Origin of the sequence: Niastella populi, assembly GCF_002078015.1 — a bacterium.
GTDB lineage: Bacteria > Bacteroidota > Bacteroidia > Chitinophagales > Chitinophagaceae > Niastella > Niastella populi.
The window spans coordinates 43,224-65,089 of the sequence record NZ_LWBP01000200.1; the positions used below are offsets into that span (position 1 = coordinate 43,224).

A 21,866-nucleotide genomic window follows, 5' to 3' on the forward strand; every position below is an offset into this window, starting at 1 on the left:
TATGCTACCAAAAAAAGTTAAAGTACTTCTCGCAGAAGACGACCTGTCGTTAGGATATGTGATCAAAGACAACCTGCAGGATGCAGGTTATGAAGTGGTATTATGTGCCGACGGACAAACCGCTATCGAAAAGTTCGATAAAACGCAGTATGACATTTGTTTGCTCGACGTTATGATGCCCAATAAAGACGGCTTCACCGTTGCGCGCAAGATCCGCCAGCAAAGCGATATGGTGCCTATTTTATTTCTCACCGCCAAATCGATGGAGGAAGATAAAGTAAAAGGGTTTCTCACCGGCGCCGACGATTATATTACCAAACCGTTCAGTATGCAGGAGCTGTTGCTGCGTATGGAGGTGTTTATTCGCCGCACGCGTAAGCTGCATGCCGACAGCATTCAGGAGTATAGCATCGGGCAAATGAAGTTCTCCTATACCGATCTCAAACTGCGTACGCAAACCGATACGTTTACCTTAACGCAAAAAGAGGCCGACCTGCTCAAGTTCCTGTGCGAGCATGCCAATCATATTTTAAAACGCGATGAAGTATTGCGGAACGTGTGGGGCAAGGATGATTATTTCCTCGGCAGAAGCATGGATGTGTTTATGACCAAACTACGGAAGTATTTCAGGGCCGATCCCGATATTGTGCTGGAAACCATTCATGGCGTTGGCTTCCGGTTCAATGCACCGGTGGGTCATTCGTGAAACGTGAAAGGGCTCTTACTGCCGCGCAGGAGCCTTGTCAACTTGTTAACCTCGAATTCATCGTGCAATCGCTGAAAACCTATTAACTTGTCTCTGATGCCGCGTGAGCGCCTTGTCAACCTGTTAACTTATCAACTTCTTTTTGCCTTTATGCCTTGTTGCCTCGTTGCCTTATCCACAGCAACTCCATTATAAGCCGTAGTCAACAAATCAACTAACATTGCTTTTTTAACCTTCTTCAGGTCAACTAAAGTCCAGCCCTGTTTTCCCCATTTGTTATCGACGGGGTAAATGATTGTCTTGTCAAACGCGCAAAAGACCGACTGGTCAATCTCCGACAGCTTAACGCAAATGATATGGCTGTCGGGCGCATGGGTGGCAAAGATCTTTTTCTTCACCCGGTAAGATGACTTTTCAAAATGCGGTTGTTCTTCCGTACCCGGAAAAGAAAGCGCCAGTTGTTTGAAGGTATTTATAGCAACCATAAAAGTGTAAGTGCCTACACGGCAAACGAAGTACCGCAGCCGCAGGTTTTGCTGGCATTGGGATTACTGAACGTGAACCCGCGGGCATTTAAACCCTCGGCCCAGTCAATTTGCATTCCCATCAGGTAAATGCCATGCATTTTATTCATGATAAAGGTTTGTCCTTCGAACTCAAATACCTCATCATCTGCTGTTTTATCGTCGAAACCCAAAATATAAGAAAGGCCCGAACATCCACCCCCTTTCACACCAATTCGTAAGAATTTGGTTGTATCGAACTCCGGGGCGCTCATCAGGCGACGGATCTCAGCCAGGGCGCCGGCAGTAAAACTCACAGGAACAGCCATTGTCATATCCATACTCGAATCGTTTATTATTGCAAAATTACGATAAAATCCGGTTACCGGGTTGCTGGCACCAGTTGCCGGGCATTGGAAAAGAGTAATTTACAAGATAGTGACAAAGAACCGGTTACAAGTGTGTTGCAGGTTCAGATCTCGTGCAAGGTCCTGAAAGCAGGAGGTTCCATCTTTTGTAACAAAAAAACAGCGATCAGCCCGGTAAGCAGCATGTCCGGGTTCCCGGAAGGGCTTCCCGAAAATAAAACCCTGCAACCCCGCAGAGCGGGGCAAGCTCTGTAACCTGTAATCTGACACCCGCCTTCCCGGCAACCGGTGCCTGGTAACCGGTAACTGGAAACAGCCAACCGGTAACTTCCTGTAATTATACTAGTTGTGTAAGTTCTACGTTTAAGCAACCAACTGGTAATATCTGATAACTTAAATTAAAAACTTTCCTCCCCCTTCAGGGGGTTGGGGGGTTAAACTGTATTTTTGTTAACCTAAAACCTATTTAATGTATTTATTGGAACTGACGTCCACCCAAATGACAATATCCATTGTAATTGCCCTTGTCCTCGGCGGCGCCCTCGCTTTTTTGTTTTGGAAACAGCGTAAAGAAGCAAAAGAATTGCTCGAAAAGCACGAACAACAAAAAGCAGCCGCAGCCCCCCAATCTACTCAACCGCTTCAACTACAGGCCTACGAACGCCTGATGTTACTGGTAGACCGCATTGCATTGCCCAACCTTATTGGCCGCACCGCTTCAGCCGGATTAAGCTCCCGCGATATGCAAATGCTGTTAATACAGCAAATACGCCAGGAATTCGAATATAATGTTACCCAGCAGATCTATGTTACCCAGGAATCATGGGAAGCGGTTCGCAACCTGAAAGATCAAAACCTGCTCATCATAAACCAGATCGCTTCTTTCCTTCCGGCCGATGCCACCGGGCAGGACCTCAGCCGCAGCATTCTCGAAATGCTGATGCAAAACCCCAAGGCCTCTTTGCATAATGTGGTGGCTGACGTGCTGAGCTATGAAGCTAAAAAGTTAATGGTGTAAACATTTCGAATAAGGGAGAAGAAGTAAGAAAACAGCTATGCCAGATAAAAAGATATATACCGATAGCGCCATAGAAATAAAGGAACTGTACACCCCTTCCGATGTACCGGCGGGCAGCCGGCAGGAAATGCCCGGACAATTCCCCTTTACCCGGGGCGTACAGGAAGATATGTACCGCGGTAAACTATGGACCATGCGCCAGTACGCAGGGTTCAGTACCGCCGAAGAAAGCAATAAACGATATCACTACCTGTTATCACAGGGGGTAATGGGTTTAAGCGTGGCCTTCGACCTGCCCACACAAATAGGGTACGACAGCGACCATGCCCTTGCCGAAGGTGAGGTGGGTAAGGTAGGCGTGGCCATCGACAGTATAGAAGACATGCAAACGCTGTTCAGCGGCATACAACTGGAAGAGGTTTCCACCTCCATGACCATTAACGCCACCGCCTATATTCTACTCTCCTTTTATGTGGCGCTGGCAAAAAAACAGGGCGCCGATCTGAAAAAGATAACCGGCACCATTCAGAACGATATATTAAAAGAGTACGCGGCCCGGGGTACCTATATCTATCCCCCCCAGCCTTCCATGCGCATCATAACCGATATTTTCGAGTATTGCAGCAAAGACCTGCCGAAATGGAACACCATCTCTATTTCGGGTTATCATATTCGTGAGGCCGGCAGTACCGCCGTTCAGGAGATCGCGTTTACCTTAAGCAACGGAAAGGCATATGTAAAAGCGGCGTTGGAAAAGGGCCTCGACATCAACGTATTTGGCCGCCGGCTTTCGTTCTTTTTTAATTCGCATAATAACCTGTTTGAAGAAATAGCCAAGTTCAGGGCAGCCCGCCGCATGTGGGCCAATATAATGAAAGAACTGGGCGCTACCGACCCAAAGGCCATGATGCTGCGCTTTCATAGCCAAACCGGCGGAAGCACCTTAACGGCCCAACAACCGCAAAACAATATTGCCCGGGTAACCGTACAAACGCTGGCCGCTGTTTTGGGCGGAACCCAGTCATTGCACACCAACGGGTTCGATGAGGCGCTGAGCCTGCCTACGGAAGAAGCGGCTCGCATTGCCTTACGTACCCAGCAGATCGTTGCCTTTGAAAGCGGCGCCGCCGATACCGTCGATCCGCTCGCCGGCTCATATTACGTAGAAGCGCTGACCAGCGAAATAGAACAAAAAGCCTATGAGCTTATTGCCACCATCGACGCTATGGGCGGCGCTGTGTCGGCCATCGAGGAAGGGTTTATTCAGGATGCCATCGCCCGCAGTTCTTACGACTACCAGCGCAAAGTTGAAAGCGGCGAAAAGATCATTGTAGGCGTCAACAAATTCCAATCAAAAGAAAAAGATACTACGCCTGTTTTTAAAATAGACGACTCCATTCGCCAGGTGCAAAGTCAGAAACTGGCGCAGCTGCGCAATAACCGCGACCCCGCCAAATGCGACCAGGTGTTGCAATACCTGAGCGACAAAGCCACTTCGGGCGAGAACATCATGCCCACCGTTATTGAGGCCGTTGAACACAAGTGCACCTTAGGTGAAATTGCCGATACGTTAAGGGAGGTGTTTGGGGAATACAGGTAAACTAATGTGATAATTCGATAATGGGATAATGTGATAATGGAATACAGATAGCGAATGGGGAAATGGGATAATTCGATAATGGGATAATGGAATACAGATGGCCAATGTGCTAATGGGATAATTTGCTACTCCCGCAGAGCGGGACAAGTTGCGCTAATTGAAAACAGCTTAAGTGCGGCCAAAACGTAAATAAACAGCTATAAGCTATACTGTCGGCAGGGTCACCCCTGCTTTTTTTATGCCCTTAAGATTCTGAACCAGATAAGCGCGGGAGGGTTCCTCCCTTGTCTGGCGCGGGTTTCAGGGCATTCACTTCCTGTCTTCCTAGGGAAAAGCAATAGATATCCCGGAGATATCCCCGATATATCCCGGATATAAGACCGATATATTTCGGCTTTAATAAGCACCGGGATATCCCGGGATCATCTCTTTAATATCTATAAAAATTCGGTAACAGGGTATGCCTGTACCCGGTTTTTACATTATACAAACGGGATGTACAACCCGGTTCAATGTTGCCAAATGCGGCTGTGCGCCATTGATCATGTCACCACACAAACTTTTTGCTGCTGGTTAGCTTATTGCCCGCCAGGCGAATTACATAAACCCCATGCCCAAGGGCGTTCAAAGGCAATGTAATAACGTGTGTTCCGGCATCCATTTCAACGGAACGCTGCTGCAGAATGGCCCCGTTAAGGCCAATGATCGACAGCCTGTACGTGCCCTTCTCAGGCGCCTGCAATGCGGTCAGCAGCGATTGGCCCTGAATGGAGGTATAGCCGATCTGCGCCTGCGTGGCGGCCTTGTTACCGATCTTTACTACAGGTGAGAAGAACGTTTGTCCCGATGGCTGTATGCCCTGCACCCGGTAGTACAACGGCTGTGCAACAACCGGCACCTGGTTATCAGTGTAATTATAAGCGTTTGACGTTTTGTATTCCTTTTCAGTGATGTTATTCAGGGTGGTAAAATCAAAACCGTTAACAGAGCGCTGTACATTGAATGAAGTTCCCGCCTCCACATTATTCATTTGCCATTTTACAGCAATGCTTTTTTCGTTATTCCGCACGGCCTGTATACCGGTAAGGTTTACAGGCAACACCGCGCCAATGCCCTGGATGCTGATATCATCAAGAACCACCCGGCTGAGGCCGCCACCGCTCGACACAGTGGCATTAAAACCATATAAACGAAAGGTAACAGGTATATAAACATGCAAAAAGCCGCTGCCAAGTGTAACCGTATAATTGTTGTAGCTGCTGGTTAAACTGCTTGTACCGAGGTCTGCGGCATAACCATCCAGGCTTGAACGCAGGCTCCAGCTATTGGGCCCCGAACCCGATGAGCCGGTGGTACTACGGCGCATGCGCAAAACAATGCTCGTTATATCGAGTTGGTAACCGGCATTCGGGCTTATCGTGAATTGTAAATAATAAGTGGGATCCGGAACGGTGGATGACGGCCAGCCACCTTCGCCAAAATATTCCGAAGCACCATGATACGTTCTGGTGGGAATAGCGGCGCTGAAATCGGCATTGGAAACTGTATTATATGTATTGCCGGTGCCTGTAGTTGAACCGGTGAAGTTCCAGTGGCCTATCGTTTGCGACAGGCAGGGTAGAACGATCATCGAATGCAGCATTACACTGCAAACATACTTACCAATGCGGCACAACCTTGCCGGTCGGCCATTGGCAATGGCGGTTTTCAAAACAGGGACGGTCATTTTGGGGTCGGGTTTTCGGGATTAAACACTTAATAAACGTTAAATATATCTACTTATTACATGTTTTACCTCAAGCGATTGCAATCATGATAAGTGCTATATAAAGTAGATTAAAAATCATATGTTTAGTAAGGGTTCCCACTCGTGATTTTTTTCTACATTCAGCAAAATAATTAAGCATGCAGCCAAAACGATCAACCCGGTGGGTACTGCTACCTGTCTTGCTTATCATGGCCTCAGCCATAGCACAGGGCCAGTCGAACAAAGCGTCGAAATCTGCCGGTACGGCCATCGATCAAAAAGCCGCAGCCATTCTGCCCCGGGTAATTGAATGGCGCCGTTACCTGCACCAGCATCCCGAACTATCGAACCGCGAATACAAGACTGCTGAATACATTGCCGCTCATTTGAAGCAACTGGGGCTCGAGGTGCAAACCGGCATAGCAAAAACCGGTATTGTGGCCATATTGCGGGGCGGGCAACCGGGGCCTGTTGTAGCCCTACGCGCCGACATGGATGCATTGCCGGTCAAGGAACGCGTTGACCTCCCTTTCAAATCAACGGTAAGGGCCGAATACATGGGCGATACCGTTCCTGTTATGCATGCCTGCGGGCACGATAGCCATGTGGCTATGCTGATGGGCGCCGCAGAAGTATTGTCATCCATGAAAAAAGACGTTCCGGGCATTGTAAAGTTCTTTTTTCAGCCGGCAGAAGAAGGTCCGCCCGGAACTGAAGAAGGCGGTGCGCCGCTGATGGTGAAAGAAGGTTGTATGGATAATCCCAAAGTAGATGCGGTATTCGGCATGCATATAGAGGCCGACATTGAAGCCGGGAGCTTCGAATACAAACCCGGCGCATTCATGGCTTCCTCCGACTGGTTTACGATTAACATCAAAGGCAAACAAAGCCATGGGTCGCAACCCTGGAAAGGAATAGATCCTATTGTGACAGGCACGGAGATCGTAAATGCATTGCAAACCATTGTAAGCCGGCAATCGGAGCTTACCAAAGCGCCGGTAGTTGTTACAGTAGGCAAATTCCATAGCGGTGTTCGTGCGAATATTATTCCCGAAGAAGCAGTGCTGCAGGGTACCATTCGAACGCTCGACAGCAAAATGCAAAAAGAAACCCATGACCGCATACGCAAAATAGCCACCACCATTGCCGATGCCATGGGCGCAACAGCCGAAGTGACCATCGATACCAAAACGCTGGTAACATACAATGACCCGGCATTGGTAAAAATGATGCTCCCTACGCTCGAAAGAACTGCCGGGAAGGAAAATGTAAGGGAACGCGAATGGGTAACCGGTGCAGAAGACTTCAGTTATTATGGCGAGAAGGCGCCTTCGTTCTTTATTTACTTTGGCGGCATGCCCAAAGGAACCGACAGATCAAAAGCGCCGCCGCATCATACCCCCGATTTTTATATCGACGACAGCCGCCTCGATGTAGGTGTTAAGGCATTTTGTAACCTGGTGTTTGATTATGCCAGGAACGCAAAACGCTGAACGCTCAATGCTGAACGCGAAAACTCAACATACTGTTATAAACAAAATGCCGGATGCGTGAACATCCGGCATTTTGTTTTATGCGTTTGGCGTTATGCGTTCTGCGTTAAGCCTTCTTCGCTTCCTTCGCCCACGTATCCTTCAACGTAACCGTTCGGTTAAAGACCATTTTCTCTTCAGAAGTATCTTTATCCAAACAGAAATAGCCTTTGCGCAGGAACTGGCAACGATCGGCAAAGCGAATGTTCCTCAATGCGGGTTCGGCATAAGCCGTGGTGATCGTTTGCAAAGAATTGGGATTGATATAATCCTTGAAATCGCCTTCTTCACTGGAAGGGTTTTCAACCTTGAACAACCGGTCGTACAGGCGCACTTCAACGCTGATGGCCTGTGCAACGCTTACCCAATGCAAAGTGCCTTTCACATGTATACCGGAGGTATCGGCATTGCTTTTACTTTCGGGTATATAGGTACAATGTAACTCGGTTATTTTGCCATTACTGTCCTTCACCACTTCATCGCACTTGATGATGTAGGCGCTTTTCAGGCGAACCATTTGTCCCGGCGCCAGGCGGAAGAACTTCTTGGGCGGGTTCTCCATAAAGTCTTCGCGTTCTATATACAATTCGCGGCTGAAAGGAATTTCGCGGTGCGTGGTGTTGGGATCTTCCGGGTTGTCTTCACTCTTCACTATTTCAAACGACCCATCGGCCGGGTAATTGGTGAGCACCACCTTTACCGGATCGAATACCACCATGCGGCGCAGGGCAATTTTGTTCAGGTGTTCGCGTACACAGAATTCCAGCAGCGATACATCGATCATATTGTCGCGTTTGGCAATACCAATACGCGTACAGAACTCCCGGATGCTTTCCGGCGTATAACCTGCCCGGCGTAAACCCGAGATCGTTGGCATACGCGGATCGTCCCAGCCGCTTACGTATTTCTCATTCACCAGTTGCAGCAGTTTTCTTTTGCTGGTAACGGTGTAGCTCAAATTACGGCGGGCAAACTCATATTGATGCGAGGGATAGATCTCCAGTTTTTCTATCAGCCAGTCGTACAGCTCACGATGCGGCACAAACTCCAAAGTACAAATGGAATGGGTAACGTTCTCGATAGAATCGCTTTGTCCATGCGCCATATCGTACATGGGATAAATGCACCATTTGTCGCCGGTACGGTGGTGATGGGCATGTTTAATGCGGTATAATACAGGATCACGCATCAGCATGTTCACATGTGCCATATCTATTTTTGCACGCAGGGTACGGGAGCCATCGGGAAACTCCCCGTTCTTCATGCGGGTAAACAGGTCGAGATTTTCTTCAACAGAGCGGGTACGAAAAGGGCTGTCCTTACCAGGTTCGGTAGGTGAGCCTTTCATGGCAGCTATCTGATCGGAAGTGGAGTCATCGACATACGCCAGTCCTTTTTCTATCAGTTTTACGGCGAATGCGTACATCTGGTCGAAGTAATCGGAAGCATACAATTCATTCTTCCACTCAAAACCCAGCCAGCGAACATCATCTTTGATGCTTTCTACATATTCGGTTTCCTCTGTAGTGGGGTTGGTATCGTCGAAACGAAGGTTGGTATACCCGGGAAACTTTTTGGTAAGACCGAAATTGAGGCAAATGCTCGAAGCATGGCCAATATGCAAATAACCATTGGGTTCGGGGGGGAAACGGGTGATAATGGATTTATACCTGCCCGACTTCAGATCCTCTTCAATGATCTCTTCTATAAAATTCAGACTTTTTTCTTCCGGAGTGTTGATCTCTGCCATAACTCAATAGATTGAATTTGGCAAATTTAACGGAAATTAAGCAACCAGATGCGGCAGAAGCGCCAGTTATCGCAGGGATGGGAATTATATTTTCATGAGGCAGCAGCGTGCTGTTATCGGCTTCGTAGTGCCTGTACCAAACATTTATGCCGGGATCTGTTAGGCGGCGCATTTCAGGGTCCTGTACGCCGGAGCACCGAAAAGGACACCCCTTCCGGCGAGTTTCATTCCGATAAACGGAATGAAACTTATGGGCAGGTATGACAAAACAAATTCGTATTCCAAAAGATCTATAAGCAGCCATACTGCGCAAAAGCGTCAGCTACTACATTCTTTTAACCAGGATCTGCTGAACCATCTTCGATTCGGTAGACAGTTCAAATTTGTGGCTGGTTTTTTCTTTGCTGTCACGGATGATGATAACCAGTTTGCCATTTTCAACCGGGGCTCTGAACACTTTGTTAAAGTTCTTGCCGGTAAAAGTAGCGCGGTACAGGTTGTCACCGGTAACATCATTCACCAGGATGTCGAAACGGCCACCATCGGCGTTGTCAAACTTTACATTGAAGTAAACCTGGCCTTCTTCCATTTTCAGGCATGATACCGTAGCGTTTTCATCATCTTCGTAAGTAGAATCAGAAATTTTAGCAGAGGCAGAAGTAACTGTTACTGTAACCGCCAGCAGGATAAAAGCAGTTTTCTTAACTAAAGAAAAGGCTTTGAGCATGATTGTTTTCATATTCGTTTTGTTTTTAGATACAAAAATTGTTAATATGAAAGCAAATCGTTTAAATCTGGAGGCAAGCTGTTGATTAACAAGAGAAGACAAGCAGCGTCGAGTGGGAGGAGTTTTAAGGAACGTTTAATTCCTTCTGCAAATTTATACAAAAAACGGGAAAAGGTAACCCGCTGGTATAAATATCGCCCGAAATAATATTTTGGTAATACAATGGGGCATGTAAATGAAGCGGTTACCGTAAACGGCTGTTGGTCACGTGAACAGCACAACATTAACCGGTATCACCGCCGCAACAACCGGTTCTGTATAAGTTGCTGCAACACCGCCTCCCTTTCGGTTCTGCTGATAGGAATATGATGCGTGCCGATGGTTATTTCATTTCCTTCTATGCTTTCCACTTTGTTGGCCGCTACAAGGTAGGATTTATGTGTACGGATAAAACGCGCCGGCGGTAAATGGGCTTCAATACTATGAAAGGTTAAATAAGTAATGTACTTCTTCGAGGTCGTATACACGGCTACGTAATTCTGTAAGGCCTCCACAAATAAAATATCGTCGTACAATACTTTCACCAGTTTGTTGTCGGTCTTTATAAAGAAATGATCCGGTTCTCCTATCGGTGCCGGCCGGGCGATAGCTTCCTGCATGCCGCGCGCTTTCGATACCGCCTTCCAGAAACGTTCAAATGAAAATGGCTTCAGTAAATAATCGATCGCATTCCATTCAAAACCCTCTACTGCATATTGCGGGTAGGCTGTGGTAAAGATCACCATCGGCGGATGCGATAACGTTTTCAGGAACTCCATACCGGTCATCTTCGGCATTTGTATATCCAGGAACAACAGGTCGATCTTTTCGCGCACCAGCATATCGGCCGCCTTTAACGGGTTATCGAACTCCCCGGCCAGTTGCAGAAAGGAAGCATCCTGGATGTATTCCTTCAACCCTTTACGGGCTATAGGCTCATCGTCTATGATCACACACCGGAGTATCATGATAAATGTAAATTGAGTTCAACTTTAAATAGATGCGCATCGTTATGGATCTGTAAACTGTGCCTGCCGGGATACAGTAATTCCAGCCTGCGTTTCACATTCGCCAGCCCTATGCCGCCCCTGGGTTCCGTGCTTCGCTGCTGATCGTCTTTCGTATTCTCTACAATAAAAGAAAGGGCCCCGTTTTGCCGTTGCAGCTGTACCCTGATAAAGTTTTTTTCATGGCTATAATGGGAGATGTGTTTGAACGCATTCTCCACAAACGGTATCAGCAGCAATGGCGTTATCCGGAACCCTTTCACCTGCTCCCCTACTTCTATCCCAACTTCGTACTGGTTATCTTTTCGCAGTTCCTGCAGCCTGATGTAATGGCGCAGGTAAAGCACTTCTTTTTCTATTTCAATGGTCGAACTGTTACAATCATATAACTGGTAACGCAACAGGTCGCTCATTTGCAATAAGGTGGTACGGGCTTCCGCGTTCTGCCTATCTATCAAAAAATAGATCGTGTTCAGCGAATTGAACAAAAAATGCGGATTGATCTGTGACTTTAGAAAATTCAGTTCCGTTTCTGCCTTTTCTCTGGCCATTTCACCCAGCCGCCGCTGTGCCCGGGCATGGTCGGCCAGTAATTTCATTGCTGCCCCCGTGCTTACCAGCAAAAAATGCGGGATCACATTATCGTATACGCGCACTTTAAAGCGGTCCCAGATATCGAATGAAATGTTCATTAACCCGGCCTCGATATACATTTTACCAATACTGAACGAAAAAACAAGCACGGCGAACAGCAGCGCAAACAGTACGTACCTTTTCTTATACAACAAACGGGGAATGAGCAGGTAATTGGTAACGTACACCATCAGTGCCAGGTCGGCCACTTTTATAAAAGTGATGTACCAGCCTTTTCCGGCGGGATAATCCTGGTAACGGAAAAAATGCCATCCAAAGAACAGCAGTCCCCAGCCAATTAAATGATGCAGGTAATAACGTTGTATAAAACCGGCAGTGCTCATACCTCAAATTAAATATACAAAATTGGCACGGGATAACTATTTACGCTTACAGTGCCTTTTACTACACGAAATGCAGATTGGGGAATGGAGAACTGCTTTGGGTTCCCTTCCTTCAGGAAGGGCCGGGGAAGGCAAAAAAAAAGAGCTGTAGAAACAGCCCTTTACCATTAATCAATAACCTATGAAAAACACTATTTAATTATGTAAGTCAAAGATAACCAGTAGCGTGCCCGGTTCATAATCGTTTCGATGTTTGCATATAATTTCACGATGAATCAGCGCTAAAAACCGATAAGCAATTATTGGCGGGCGCCAAATAAAAGACTGCCGATGCGTACCATGGTGCTGCCCTCTTCAATGGCCAGTTTAAAATCACCGCTCATTCCCATCGACAAGGTATTAAATTGGGTATTCCACGGCAAATCGGCACAACCATCGAACAGTAATTTCAGGTACTTAAACTCTTTACGCAACTGCTCAACGTCATCAGTGAACGAAGCCATGCCCATTAAGCCAACAACCTCTACGTTCCTGAGCTCGTTTAAGAGTTTATACTTATGAATAGCGTCCATGGCTTCCATCAGTTCTATCTCGTTAAAACCGAACTTGGTTTCTTCCTGCGCAACATGCACCTGCAACAGGCATTGGATAACCCGGTCGAATTTGCGGGCCTGTTTATCTATTTCGAGCAATAATTTGTAGCTGTCGACACCATGGATCAAATGCACAAAGGGGGCAATGTATTTTACCTTGTTCGATTGCAGGTGACCGATAAAATGCCAGCGGATATCGTTGGGGAGCAACAGGTGTTTTTCGGCCAGTTCCTGCACATAGTTCTCACCAAAATCCCGTTGTCCGAGGTCGTAGAGTTCCTGTATATCACCGGCCGGTTTGATTTTTGATACCGCCACCAGGGTAACCTGTTGAGCTTGTAATTGTTCGTTTATTTCAAGGAATGCTTTTGTATTTACCGCCATCAGATATTCTATTTAATCTGTTATACAAACAAAATTTTATGCCGCGGCAAAGGTAATGGGAATAGAAAATTAGTAGTTAAATAATTAACTACTAACCGAAGCCCCAATGTATTCCAATTAGCACAACTTGTCCTGCTCTGCGGGATTAGCAAATTAGCTAATCAGCACATTATTTCAGTATCGATCTGCTGATAACGATCCGCTGCACTTCGCTGGTTCCTTCATAGATCTGGGTGATCTTGGCATCGCGCATAAGGCGTTCAACATGGTATTCCTTAACATAACCATAACCGCCATGCACCTGTACCGCTTCCACGGTAACCCACATGGCCGCTTCGCTGGCAAACACTTTGGCCATTGAAGAACTTAACGTATAATCGAGGTGTTGATCTTTTTCCCAGGCAGCTTTCAAACACAACAACCGGGCGCATTCAATCTTTGTTGCCATATCGGCCAGTTTGAACTGAATGGCCTGGTGATGCATGATCTCTTTGCCAAATGCCTTTCTTTCTTTTGAATACTTCAACGACAGTTCATAGGCGCCGCTGGCAATGCCCAACGCCTGCGAAGCAATGCCTATGCGTCCGCCGGCGAGGGTCTTCATCGCAAATGTAAACCCAAACCCGTCGCCGCCTATGCGGTTCTCTTTTGGCACTTTTACATCGGTAAACGTTATGCTGTGCGTATCGCTGCCGCGAATGCCCAGTTTATTTTCCTTGGCGCCAACGGTTACACCGGGCCAGTTCTTTTCTACAATAAATACATTGATGCCTTTGCTTCCTTTTTCCACATCCGACTGTGCCATCACCAGGTATACACTGGCCGACGATCCGTTGGTGATCCAGTTCTTGGTGCCGTTCAAAATATAATGATCGCCTTTATCTTCTGCAAAAGTGCGTTGTGAGGTGGCATCACTCCCCGCTTCGGGTTCGCTCAACAGGAAGGCGCCGATATGCAGTTCTCCATCTTTACGGCCCTGCGCCAGGTTCACGAGGTATTTTTGTTTTTGTTCTTCCGAACCGAATTTTTCAAGCCCCCAGCAAACAAGGCTGTTGTTCACACTCATGCATACGCTTACACTGGCATCCACCTTACTGATCTCTTCCATGGCCAGCACATAGCTGATGGTGTCCATACCGGCGCCGCCGTAATCCGGACTTACCATCATACCCATAAAACCAAGTTCCGCCAGCTTCAATACCTGCTCACGGGGAAATTTCTGCTGTTCATCACGTTCTATAACCCCCGGGAGGCACTCGTTCTGGGCGAAATCGCGGGCAGCTTTCTGGATCATCAAATGTTCTTCAGTAAGTTGGAATTGCATATCACGAATTTAATAATTGGCCGCAAGATAACAGAATTCATTACAAAACTAACACTCGTTCGTATTATTTTTATGCTTTTCCAACAAAAAAGGCGCGCCCTCCGCCACCCGGTTGCTACCAGACGGCGAACGACCCGCCTCCCTGAGATCCTCTCATATGAGGTTACTGCATCATTTTCACAATGCGGGGAAACAAAAGATTATTCTCCAAATGTATATGGCGGTGCAGGTCTTCCTCAAACGACTTCAGTTCGGCCAGGCTGATGCGGAAAGTAGCACAGGCATCGGCCGGCGGGGTGTAATCATTCGTCAACCGGCGGATCTGCGCCAGCAGTTCACCCGCCTCCTCATGCTCCGTTTCCATCATATGTATAGGGCTGTTTATATAACCTGTATTCAATGCCGGCTGGTTATTTTTCTGCTCCAGCGCTTTTTCTACTTCTTTTATCCGGGGAAACAGCACCATTTCTTCCTTTTGCATGTGCGCGTCCAGTTCCGTTTGCAGGGTACTGAACAAATTAAACACCTGTTGCATATAAGAAAAACGGTCGCCATGTTTGGCAGCCACCCGGTTCAAATGTTCATAAATGACCGGCATGGCATGTTTAACGTATATATGGTGTTTCAAAACGATATAATCGGAAAGCTGAGAAACCGACATGGTTGCCAGTAACTGGTCTTCTACCCCACTACCCGGTTCAAATACCTGTTGCAATTCTTCCAGTATTGGCTCTACGGGAATGTTCTTTTCTGCACATGCATCCTGCAGGGTACGTTTTCCTTTACAGCAAAAATCGAGATGATATTTTTCAAATACAGCCGCCGCCTGGTGTCTGTCGGAAACGATCGCCGCTAACGTATGATTTTTATATTCCAGCATGATATATATTTTTTGTAAAATTCCATCATGCCGGGCCGACGGGTTATGACTTCGATCATAGTTCAATAAAATATCGAATATGCAACGCTAAATGTTGAATGACGAAGTAAACAGCGATAGTATGAGATTTAATCAAAAAATAGTTCGCGAACATTTTCTTTCCTTCAACGTTCAACATTGGAAATTCGACATTCATCATTCCCCGTGCAAAGCCTGTTAAACCGGATTCGTTATATTTGAACCAACATGATTATTAGAAAATAAACCGATAAAAACTTATGTCCCGTAAAGACAAAAAAATAGTTCAGGTAACCTCTGAAGTTGGCCGGTTACGACGATTGTTGGTGCATAGCCCGGATAGTGGTTTGGGTAAGGTGGTTCCTTCGAAAGCGCAGGACTGGTTGTTTGAAGACATTGTGCACCTCGAAACCATGCGGAAGAAAGAATATGATCATTACACAAAAATACTCCTGTACTTTTTAGACCCCGAAAAGATAAGGGGCCGTTTGCACCAGATAGACGCACCGGAAAGCAACCGCGATTTTTACAAACCCGAAAAAAAGGATTTCTATAAATCGGATAAAGTAGTTGAACTGGAATGGCTGCTGGCCGATATACTGGAAGACCAGGAAATAAAACTAAAGCTCATTGCATCGGTTTGCGCGGTGGAGGGTTGTTCCTATGCCACCCAGAACGAGTTACTGGCGCTTTCACCGGTCAAGTTATCAAAGGTCATCATCAGCGGCACTATCGAAGACGACCGGCTGATCTTTCCGCCCATTCCCAATTTTATTTTCACCCGCGATATCGGCATTGTTATCAATGAATATGTATTGCTGAACAAACCAGCCAAAACCGCGCGCCTTCGGGAAGCCCTGCTGGCCAAATACATTTTCTTCAACCATCCCTTATTTGAAGCATACCACGATAACATCCTTGAAATACCCGATACGGCCCATCACTTTCTGTTACCACGCGACGGCGATGAAAAAAAGGTGACGCTCGAGGGCGGCGATGTAATGGTCGTACACAAGGATCACTTACTGATCGGCATAAGCGAACGCACTACTATGGAAGCCGCCCGTCAGGTAGTGAATATGCTGTTTGCAAAGAACATCGTTAAAAAGATAACGGTGATCAAAATTCCCCGCCGGCGCGATTACATGCATATCGATACCATCTTCACACAGGTAAAACGCAACGTATGGGTAATGCTGGGCGCGTTCAGTAAAAAAGTAATGAAACACGAAGGCGCCGATCCGGTTGAACGAATACTGGAAGGCCCGAAAAAAGAAGATAAGATCAAGATCATCCAGTTCAGAAAAAAAGATCCCGAGAACCCGGTGTTCTTCGATAACCTTGAAGAGCTGCTTACAGATATCAGCCAGAACGATCTTGAATGCAATCAGAAAGTAAGGTTCATTTATAGTGGTAATAACAAATTCCCCTTCGATACCCGCGAACAATGGACAGATAGCTGTAACCTGCTGGCATTAAAAGAAGGGGTTGTGCTGGGTTATGACCGCAACGACAAAACGGTGGAAGCATTTCGGGAAGCCGGTTTTAGTGTGGTACATGTAAAAGATCTGCTCGATCAGTTTGAAAAGGAAGAAACGACGCCCGATGAATTGGAAAACACGCTTATCCTGATCCCTTCTGCGGAATTGTCGCGCGCCCGCGGCGGTTTTCATTGTATGAGCATGCCGTTATTACGGGAGGATATCGATTAAACGTATTTAAGTTATGCAAACAACATCGCACATCTTGATGATAAGGCCGGTTAATTTTGGCTTCAATGCCCAAACGGCCGTGAACAATGCATTCCAGGTGGCCGGCGCCGACGCGGATGCCCAGGAAAAAGCACAGGCAGAGTTTGATGATTTCGTAACACTGCTGCGTTCGAACGATATCGGGGTAACAGTGATCGACGATACGCCTGAGCCGCATACACCCGATTCCATTTTTCCCAATAACTGGATCTCGTTCCATGACCCCGGCACTATTTGCCTGTATCCCATGTTTGCCGGCAACCGGCGGCAGGAGCGCAAACCATCAGTGATCGGGCAACTGAAAAAAACATTCACCATCGACAACACGTATGATCTTACTTCATACGAAAACGACCAGTTGTTTCTGGAAGGTACGGGCAGCATGGTGCTCGACCGTGATCATAAAATTGCCTACGCCTGCCTTTCGCCCCGCACACATCAAACAGTACTTGATGATTTCTGCCGGCAGATGGGTTACCGGCCGGTATTGTTTACCGCAACAGATGGCGCAGGTAAAGCCATATATCATACCAATGTGATGATGTGTGTGGCCGACAGGTATGTGGTTGTTTGCCTTGAATCACTGCCCAATCATGCAGAATATCAGATGATACAGGAAATGATCGGTAAAACCGGTAAGGAAATGGTGACCATCAGCTTTGAACAAATGAACCATTTTGCCGGCAACATGTTGCAGGTGCAAAATAAGCAGGGTGAAAAACTGCTTGTTATGTCAACCCGGGCATATCGATCGTTACAACCAGATCAGGTAAAGAAGCTGGAAGGTTATAACCGTATACTGCATGCGCCGCTTACAACCATTGAAACAAACGGCGGCGGCAGCGCGAGGTGTATGATGGCGGAAGTTTTTTTGAATGTGCAAATGTGAAAATTCGAAAATGTGAAAGTGAAATACAGCTCACGTGAGTGCTTCGCGTGAGCTTTTTTATTACAGATGCTGCCTGTTCTGTATTTCATTTGCACATTTGCATATTTGCTAATTTTCACATTAATTCCAGTCCTTCATCAAAACTCATTGGCTCAAACCCCAACTCCTTTCTTGCTTTCTCAATAATGAACCCCGTCTTCAACGGGCGGCGGCCGGGTTGTTTAAATGTAGCGGCATCAACCTTTACAATTTTACCGGCATCCAGGTTGAACTTAGCGGCGGTTTTAAGCGCTATGTCGTAGGGGGTAAGCCAATCTTTTCCCGAGATATGATATATACCGGTAGCTTTCTTTTCAATGATCAGTAAGATCCCTTTTGCCAGGTCTTCAACATATGTTGGTGTGCGCAGCTGATCACTCACTACCTTAATGGTTTTACCCTGTTCGAGGTTTTCCCTCACCCAGCTAACGATATTACTACGGGTGCCCTGTAATAAATTTCCATACACCAAACAGGTGCGAACGATAGCGAATGGTATGGTGCTGGTTTGCACCATACTTTCAGCCTGTAGTTTGGTAAACCCATATAAACTGATTGGTTTTGTATCATCTTCTTCGGCATAATTTCCCTGCTCGCCATCAAACACAAAATCAGTTGAAATATAAATGAAATGACTGCTAAAAGTTTCAGCATCTGTAAGTACCTGTGATGTGCCCTGTACATTGATGCGTTCACAATGCTGCGGGCGCAATTCGCAATCATCAACCTGCGTCATGGCCGCAGCGTGAACCACTATATCGGGTTTTTCATTACTCATAACCGCGAACGTTTCCAAAGAATTTGTAATATCCATTTCGCGATAAGTATAATTAGCCGATGGTTGAAACGGCAATCGTGATTCGCCGCGGCTGGTGGCTACTACTTCATAATTCCTGTCGAGTAACAATTTGATCATATGCTGCCCCAACAATCCATTTGCACCGGTTATAAGTACTTTCATCTGAAAATTTTTTATTGTTTTGCATACGCCGGATATAACCTTCCCACACAAAATTTTCATAAGCCATCGGCATCATAATGGAAATTTTGCACAGGCAAGTTTCATATTCCTTTACATTATTTCGTTTGGTTTCAAGCTGAAAATATCTGCTTATCAGTTGATTGCTTAAAAACTTAAGCACTTTTGTTTCTATCACATTTACTATCTTAACGCCCGGTTTTGACGCCTAAACGTACAACTGTTCAGCTAAACCCTTTTCCTAAATAAAAAAGCAATAATGGTTAAAAAAAATAGTGTTTCGCAAAAAAAACATCATTTTATAAAACAATTTTAGTGTTTTTTCGAGCCAGCGTGTACTTAATACGTGTATCAAAACAAAACCTTATTTTTGGGCCGCCTTTCAAAAGACAGCCTTTAACGATTTCCTTTGCAGATTCGAAGATTTTTAAATAAAACAGATTTTATTCATGGCAAAAAAGGTGACTAAAATCGGTGTTCTTACCTCGGGTGGTGATTCACCAGGTATGAATGCCGCCATACGGGCCGTTGTGAGAACCGGGAACTATTATGGATTGGATGTATTTGGTATTATGCGTGGTTATAGCGGTATTATTGAAAATGATATAGTACCCATGCATTCGCGTAGTGTGGCCAATATTATTCAAAGGGGTGGAACGATCCTGAAAACAGCCCGCTGCAAGGAATTCTTTCAGCCCGAAGGACGTAAGAAAGCTTATGAGAACCTCAAAAAACTGGGCATCGATGGCCTGGTGATCATTGGCGGCGACGGTTCATTCAGAGGCGCCGACATCTTCAGCCGCGAATTCGACATTCCCTGTATAGGCTTACCCGGCACTATCGATAAAGACATTGCCGGTACCGATTTTACCATTGGTTTCGACACTGCCGTAAACACTGCGGTAGAAGCGATAGATAAAATTCGCGATACAGCCGATGCGCACGACCGTTTGTTCATTATTGAAGTAATGGGTCGCGATGCCGGTTATATTGCCCTGCACAGTGGTATTGCCACCGGTGCGGAACATATTTTGATACCGGAACGTAAAACAGATATTGAAGAGCTGGTTGCGTCGTTACAGGAAAAAGAACGCCGCAAAAAACTCGTGAACATGGTAGTGGTTGCCGAAGGCGATGAGTTCGGCGGCGCCAATGAAGTAGCCAAGGTAGTAAAAGAACGCCTTCCGTTCACCGACACCCGGGTTTGTATCCTCGGCCATATTCAACGCGGTGGCTCACCTACCTGTTTAGACAGGCTGATAGCCAGCCGCATGGGTTATGCCGCCGTAGAATCGTTACTCGAAGGCCGTCATAATGTAATGGTGGGTATCTTAAACAACCGCATGCATTACACCCTGCTTGAAAGAGCGGTAAAATCGAAACAAAAGATCAGCGACGAATGGATCAAGATCGTAAAGATCCTGGCCAGCTAATTATACTGACGAATACCAGAAACCTGTATCGGATAAACCTGAAAATTTAGAATCAAGAAATTAATACAATGGCAAGAGATTTAACCAAGTACCTGCATAATGAAATGGATAAGGAAGCAGGCATACAGCATACTATACATAGAACTAAGATCGTAGCTACTGTGGGCCCTGCCTGCGACACTTACGAAAAACTGTTGGAACTGGTGAAAGCAGGGGTTAATATTTTCCGCCTCAATTTCTCTCACGGCACCCATGAGAACAAAGCCCAGATCATAGAGCACATCCGTGCCATCAATTCAAAAGAACCTTACAACATCTCGATCCTGGCCGACCTGCAGGGTCCCAAATTACGCGTTGGTGAAATAGAGAACGGCGCCCTGCTCATCGAGCCCGGCGATATCCTCACTTTTACTTCTAAAGAAAAAGTAGTAGGCACCAAAGAAAAGATCTATGTTTCGTACCCCAACCTGCACGAAGATGTGGAAGTAGGCAACAAGATCATGATCGACGATGGTAAACTGGAAGTGGTTGTTACCGAAATCACCAAAGCAGGCGATGTGAAAGTAAAGGTTACCTATGGCGGTCTGCTGTTACCCAAAAAAGGCGTTAACCTGCCCGATACGAAAATCTCCCTTCCGGCTTTAACCGAAAAAGATTTGATCGACCTCGATTTTATCATTGGCCAGAAAGTTGACTGGGTAGCCCTTTCGTTCGTTCGTAAAGCAGACGATATCGTGGACCTGAAAAGAAGACTGCATGAAGCGAAAAGCAAATCGAAAGTTATTGCTAAAATAGAAATGCCTTCGGCCCTGGTCGACCTGCGCAATATCATCCTTGAATCGGATGGCGTAATGGTGGCCCGTGGCGACCTCGGTGTTGAGCTGCCCGTTGAAAAAGTACCGATGGCACAACGCGACATCATTCGTAAATGTATCCACCGCGCCAAACCGGTTATCGTGGCTACACAAATGATGGAAAGTATGATCGACCGCGTAAAACCCAACCGCAGTGAGATCACCGACGTGGCCAATGCCGTTCTGGAAGGCGCCGATGCGGTGATGCTGAGTGGGGAAACCGCTACCGGCAAACACCCGGCCCTGGTGGTTGAAACCATGCGCAAGATCATTCTCGAAGTAGAACGTACCGAATACCGTTATAACCGCGAAGAGGACCTGAAGCCCTTACCGCACTCTCCTTCGTTCCTGAGCGACGCCATTTGCTACAATGGTTGTAAACTGGCCAAGGATACCAAGGCAGATGCACTGATAGGGATGACGCAAAGCGGTTACACCGCCTTTGTGCTCAGCAGCTATCGCCCCTACTCGCCGCTGTACATCTTTACCAAGGAAAAAACGCTGGTAAACCAGTTGAGCTTAAGCTGGGGTGTGCGCGCCTTCTTCTATGACGAGGAAGAAAGCCTCGACGATATCATGTTCGACCAGATCAAGATCCTGAAAGAAAGAGGTTTCCTTAAAGCCGGCGATGTGGTGGTAAACACCGGTAGTACGCCCATACACCTGCACATACCTACCAACGTAGTGAAGATCACGAAAGTAGACTAGAATGGTTTGTGGTATATGGTTTGTTGTTTGTGGTTCTTTT

At 46.5% G+C, this 21,866-nt stretch carries 19 protein-coding genes; 8 read left to right on the top strand and 11 right to left on the bottom strand.

The genetic code is table 11. The features are described 5' to 3' along the window. Position 1: 1 nt before the first annotated feature. A complete protein-coding gene (locus A4R26_RS23340) occupies positions 2 to 706 on the top strand; it encodes a response regulator transcription factor (protein WP_081168949.1) in 705 nt (234 codons plus the stop codon). A 131-nt stretch (positions 707 to 837) separates the two neighbouring features. Here the strand turns inward: A4R26_RS23340 and A4R26_RS23345 are convergent, their stop codons facing one another. Next, entirely contained in the window at positions 838 to 1,191 is a 354-nt protein-coding gene (locus A4R26_RS23345) for an MmcQ/YjbR family DNA-binding protein (RefSeq protein WP_081168950.1), read from the bottom strand. A 14-nt stretch (positions 1,192 to 1,205) separates the two neighbouring features. Continuing rightward, a complete protein-coding gene (locus A4R26_RS23350) occupies positions 1,206 to 1,550 on the bottom strand; it encodes a HesB/IscA family protein (protein ID WP_081168951.1) in 345 nt (114 codons plus the stop codon). A gap of 496 nt (positions 1,551 to 2,046) precedes the next feature. Here A4R26_RS23350 and A4R26_RS23355 point away from each other — a divergent pair, with 496 nt between their 5' ends. Both A4R26_RS23355 and A4R26_RS23360 read left to right on the top strand, forming a co-directional pair. Beyond that, complete coding sequence (locus tag A4R26_RS23355; RefSeq protein ID WP_081168952.1) at positions 2,047 to 2,595, top strand: DUF7935 family protein; 549 nt, start codon at positions 2,047 to 2,049, stop codon at positions 2,593 to 2,595. A gap of 37 nt (positions 2,596 to 2,632) precedes the next feature. Then, on the top strand, positions 2,633 to 4,195 hold the full coding sequence (locus A4R26_RS23360) for an acyl-CoA mutase large subunit family protein (RefSeq protein ID WP_081168953.1): 1,563 nt from the start codon (positions 2,633 to 2,635) through the stop codon (positions 4,193 to 4,195). Between the two features lie 547 nt (positions 4,196 to 4,742). Here the strand turns inward: A4R26_RS23360 and A4R26_RS23365 are convergent. Then, the gene (locus A4R26_RS23365; protein ID WP_081168954.1) at positions 4,743 to 5,921 is read right to left on the bottom strand and encodes a T9SS type A sorting domain-containing protein; all 1,179 of its coding nucleotides are present in this window, start codon (positions 5,919 to 5,921) and stop codon (positions 4,743 to 4,745) included. A gap of 179 nt (positions 5,922 to 6,100) precedes the next feature. Here A4R26_RS23365 and A4R26_RS23370 point away from each other — a divergent pair, with 179 nt between their 5' ends. Further along, positions 6,101 to 7,435 carry an amidohydrolase gene (locus A4R26_RS23370; protein ID WP_081168955.1) on the top strand — a complete coding sequence of 445 codons (1,335 nt, stop codon included), beginning with the start codon at positions 6,101 to 6,103 and terminating at the stop codon, positions 7,433 to 7,435. Between the two features lie 106 nt (positions 7,436 to 7,541). Here the strand turns inward: A4R26_RS23370 and A4R26_RS23375 are convergent, their stop codons facing one another. The 7 genes from A4R26_RS23375 to ric form a co-directional block, all read right to left on the bottom strand. Beyond that, complete coding sequence (locus A4R26_RS23375) at positions 7,542 to 9,224, bottom strand: glutamine--tRNA ligase/YqeY domain fusion protein (RefSeq protein WP_081168956.1); 1,683 nt, start codon at positions 9,222 to 9,224, stop codon at positions 7,542 to 7,544. Positions 9,225 to 9,549: 325 nt separating this feature from the next. Next, complete coding sequence (locus A4R26_RS23385; protein WP_081168958.1) at positions 9,550 to 9,963, bottom strand: hypothetical protein; 414 nt, start codon at positions 9,961 to 9,963, stop codon at positions 9,550 to 9,552. A 281-nt stretch (positions 9,964 to 10,244) separates the two neighbouring features. Further along, positions 10,245 to 10,958, bottom strand: coding sequence for a LytR/AlgR family response regulator transcription factor (locus A4R26_RS23390; RefSeq protein ID WP_081168959.1), 714 nt, complete (start codon positions 10,956 to 10,958; stop codon positions 10,245 to 10,247). Further along, entirely contained in the window at positions 10,955 to 11,974 is a 1,020-nt protein-coding gene (locus tag A4R26_RS23395; protein ID WP_081168960.1) for a sensor histidine kinase, read from the bottom strand. Before A4R26_RS23395 ends, A4R26_RS23390 begins: the two co-directional genes overlap by 4 nt. Positions 11,975 to 12,273: 299 nt before the next feature. Then, a complete protein-coding gene (locus A4R26_RS23400) occupies positions 12,274 to 12,951 on the bottom strand; it encodes a YggS family pyridoxal phosphate-dependent enzyme (protein WP_081168961.1) in 678 nt (225 codons plus the stop codon). 169 nt (positions 12,952 to 13,120) lie between these two features. Beyond that, positions 13,121 to 14,275 carry an acyl-CoA dehydrogenase family protein gene (locus tag A4R26_RS23405; protein WP_081168962.1) on the bottom strand — a complete coding sequence of 385 codons (1,155 nt, stop codon included), beginning with the start codon at positions 14,273 to 14,275 and terminating at the stop codon, positions 13,121 to 13,123. A 163-nt stretch (positions 14,276 to 14,438) separates the two neighbouring features. Beyond that, a complete protein-coding gene (gene ric / locus A4R26_RS23410; protein ID WP_081168963.1) occupies positions 14,439 to 15,155 on the bottom strand; it encodes an iron-sulfur cluster repair di-iron protein in 717 nt (238 codons plus the stop codon). 278 nt (positions 15,156 to 15,433) lie between these two features. Here ric and A4R26_RS23415 point away from each other — a divergent pair, with 278 nt between their 5' ends. Together A4R26_RS23415 and ctlX are read left to right on the top strand one after the other, a co-directional pair. Then, positions 15,434 to 16,885 (top strand): arginine deiminase family protein, encoded by a 1,452-nt coding sequence (locus tag A4R26_RS23415; protein ID WP_081168964.1) that lies wholly within the window; start codon positions 15,434 to 15,436, stop codon positions 16,883 to 16,885. Between the two features lie 13 nt (positions 16,886 to 16,898). Further along, entirely contained in the window at positions 16,899 to 17,813 is a 915-nt protein-coding gene (ctlX, locus tag A4R26_RS23420; protein ID WP_081168965.1) for a citrulline utilization hydrolase CtlX, read from the top strand. 115 nt (positions 17,814 to 17,928) lie between these two features. Here ctlX and A4R26_RS23425 read toward each other — a convergent pair whose 3' ends face one another. Continuing rightward, positions 17,929 to 18,813, bottom strand: coding sequence for an SDR family oxidoreductase (locus A4R26_RS23425; protein ID WP_081168988.1), 885 nt, complete (start codon positions 18,811 to 18,813; stop codon positions 17,929 to 17,931). Positions 18,814 to 19,280: 467 nt separating this feature from the next. Here A4R26_RS23425 and pfkA point away from each other — a divergent pair, with 467 nt between their 5' ends. Together pfkA and pyk are read left to right on the top strand one after the other, a co-directional pair. Further along, positions 19,281 to 20,264 carry a 6-phosphofructokinase gene (pfkA, locus tag A4R26_RS23430; protein WP_081168966.1) on the top strand — a complete coding sequence of 328 codons (984 nt, stop codon included), beginning with the start codon at positions 19,281 to 19,283 and terminating at the stop codon, positions 20,262 to 20,264. Positions 20,265 to 20,332: 68 nt separating this feature from the next. Beyond that, positions 20,333 to 21,826, top strand: coding sequence for a pyruvate kinase (gene pyk / locus A4R26_RS23435; protein ID WP_081168967.1), 1,494 nt, complete (start codon positions 20,333 to 20,335; stop codon positions 21,824 to 21,826). Positions 21,827 to 21,866 lie beyond the last annotated feature (40 nt).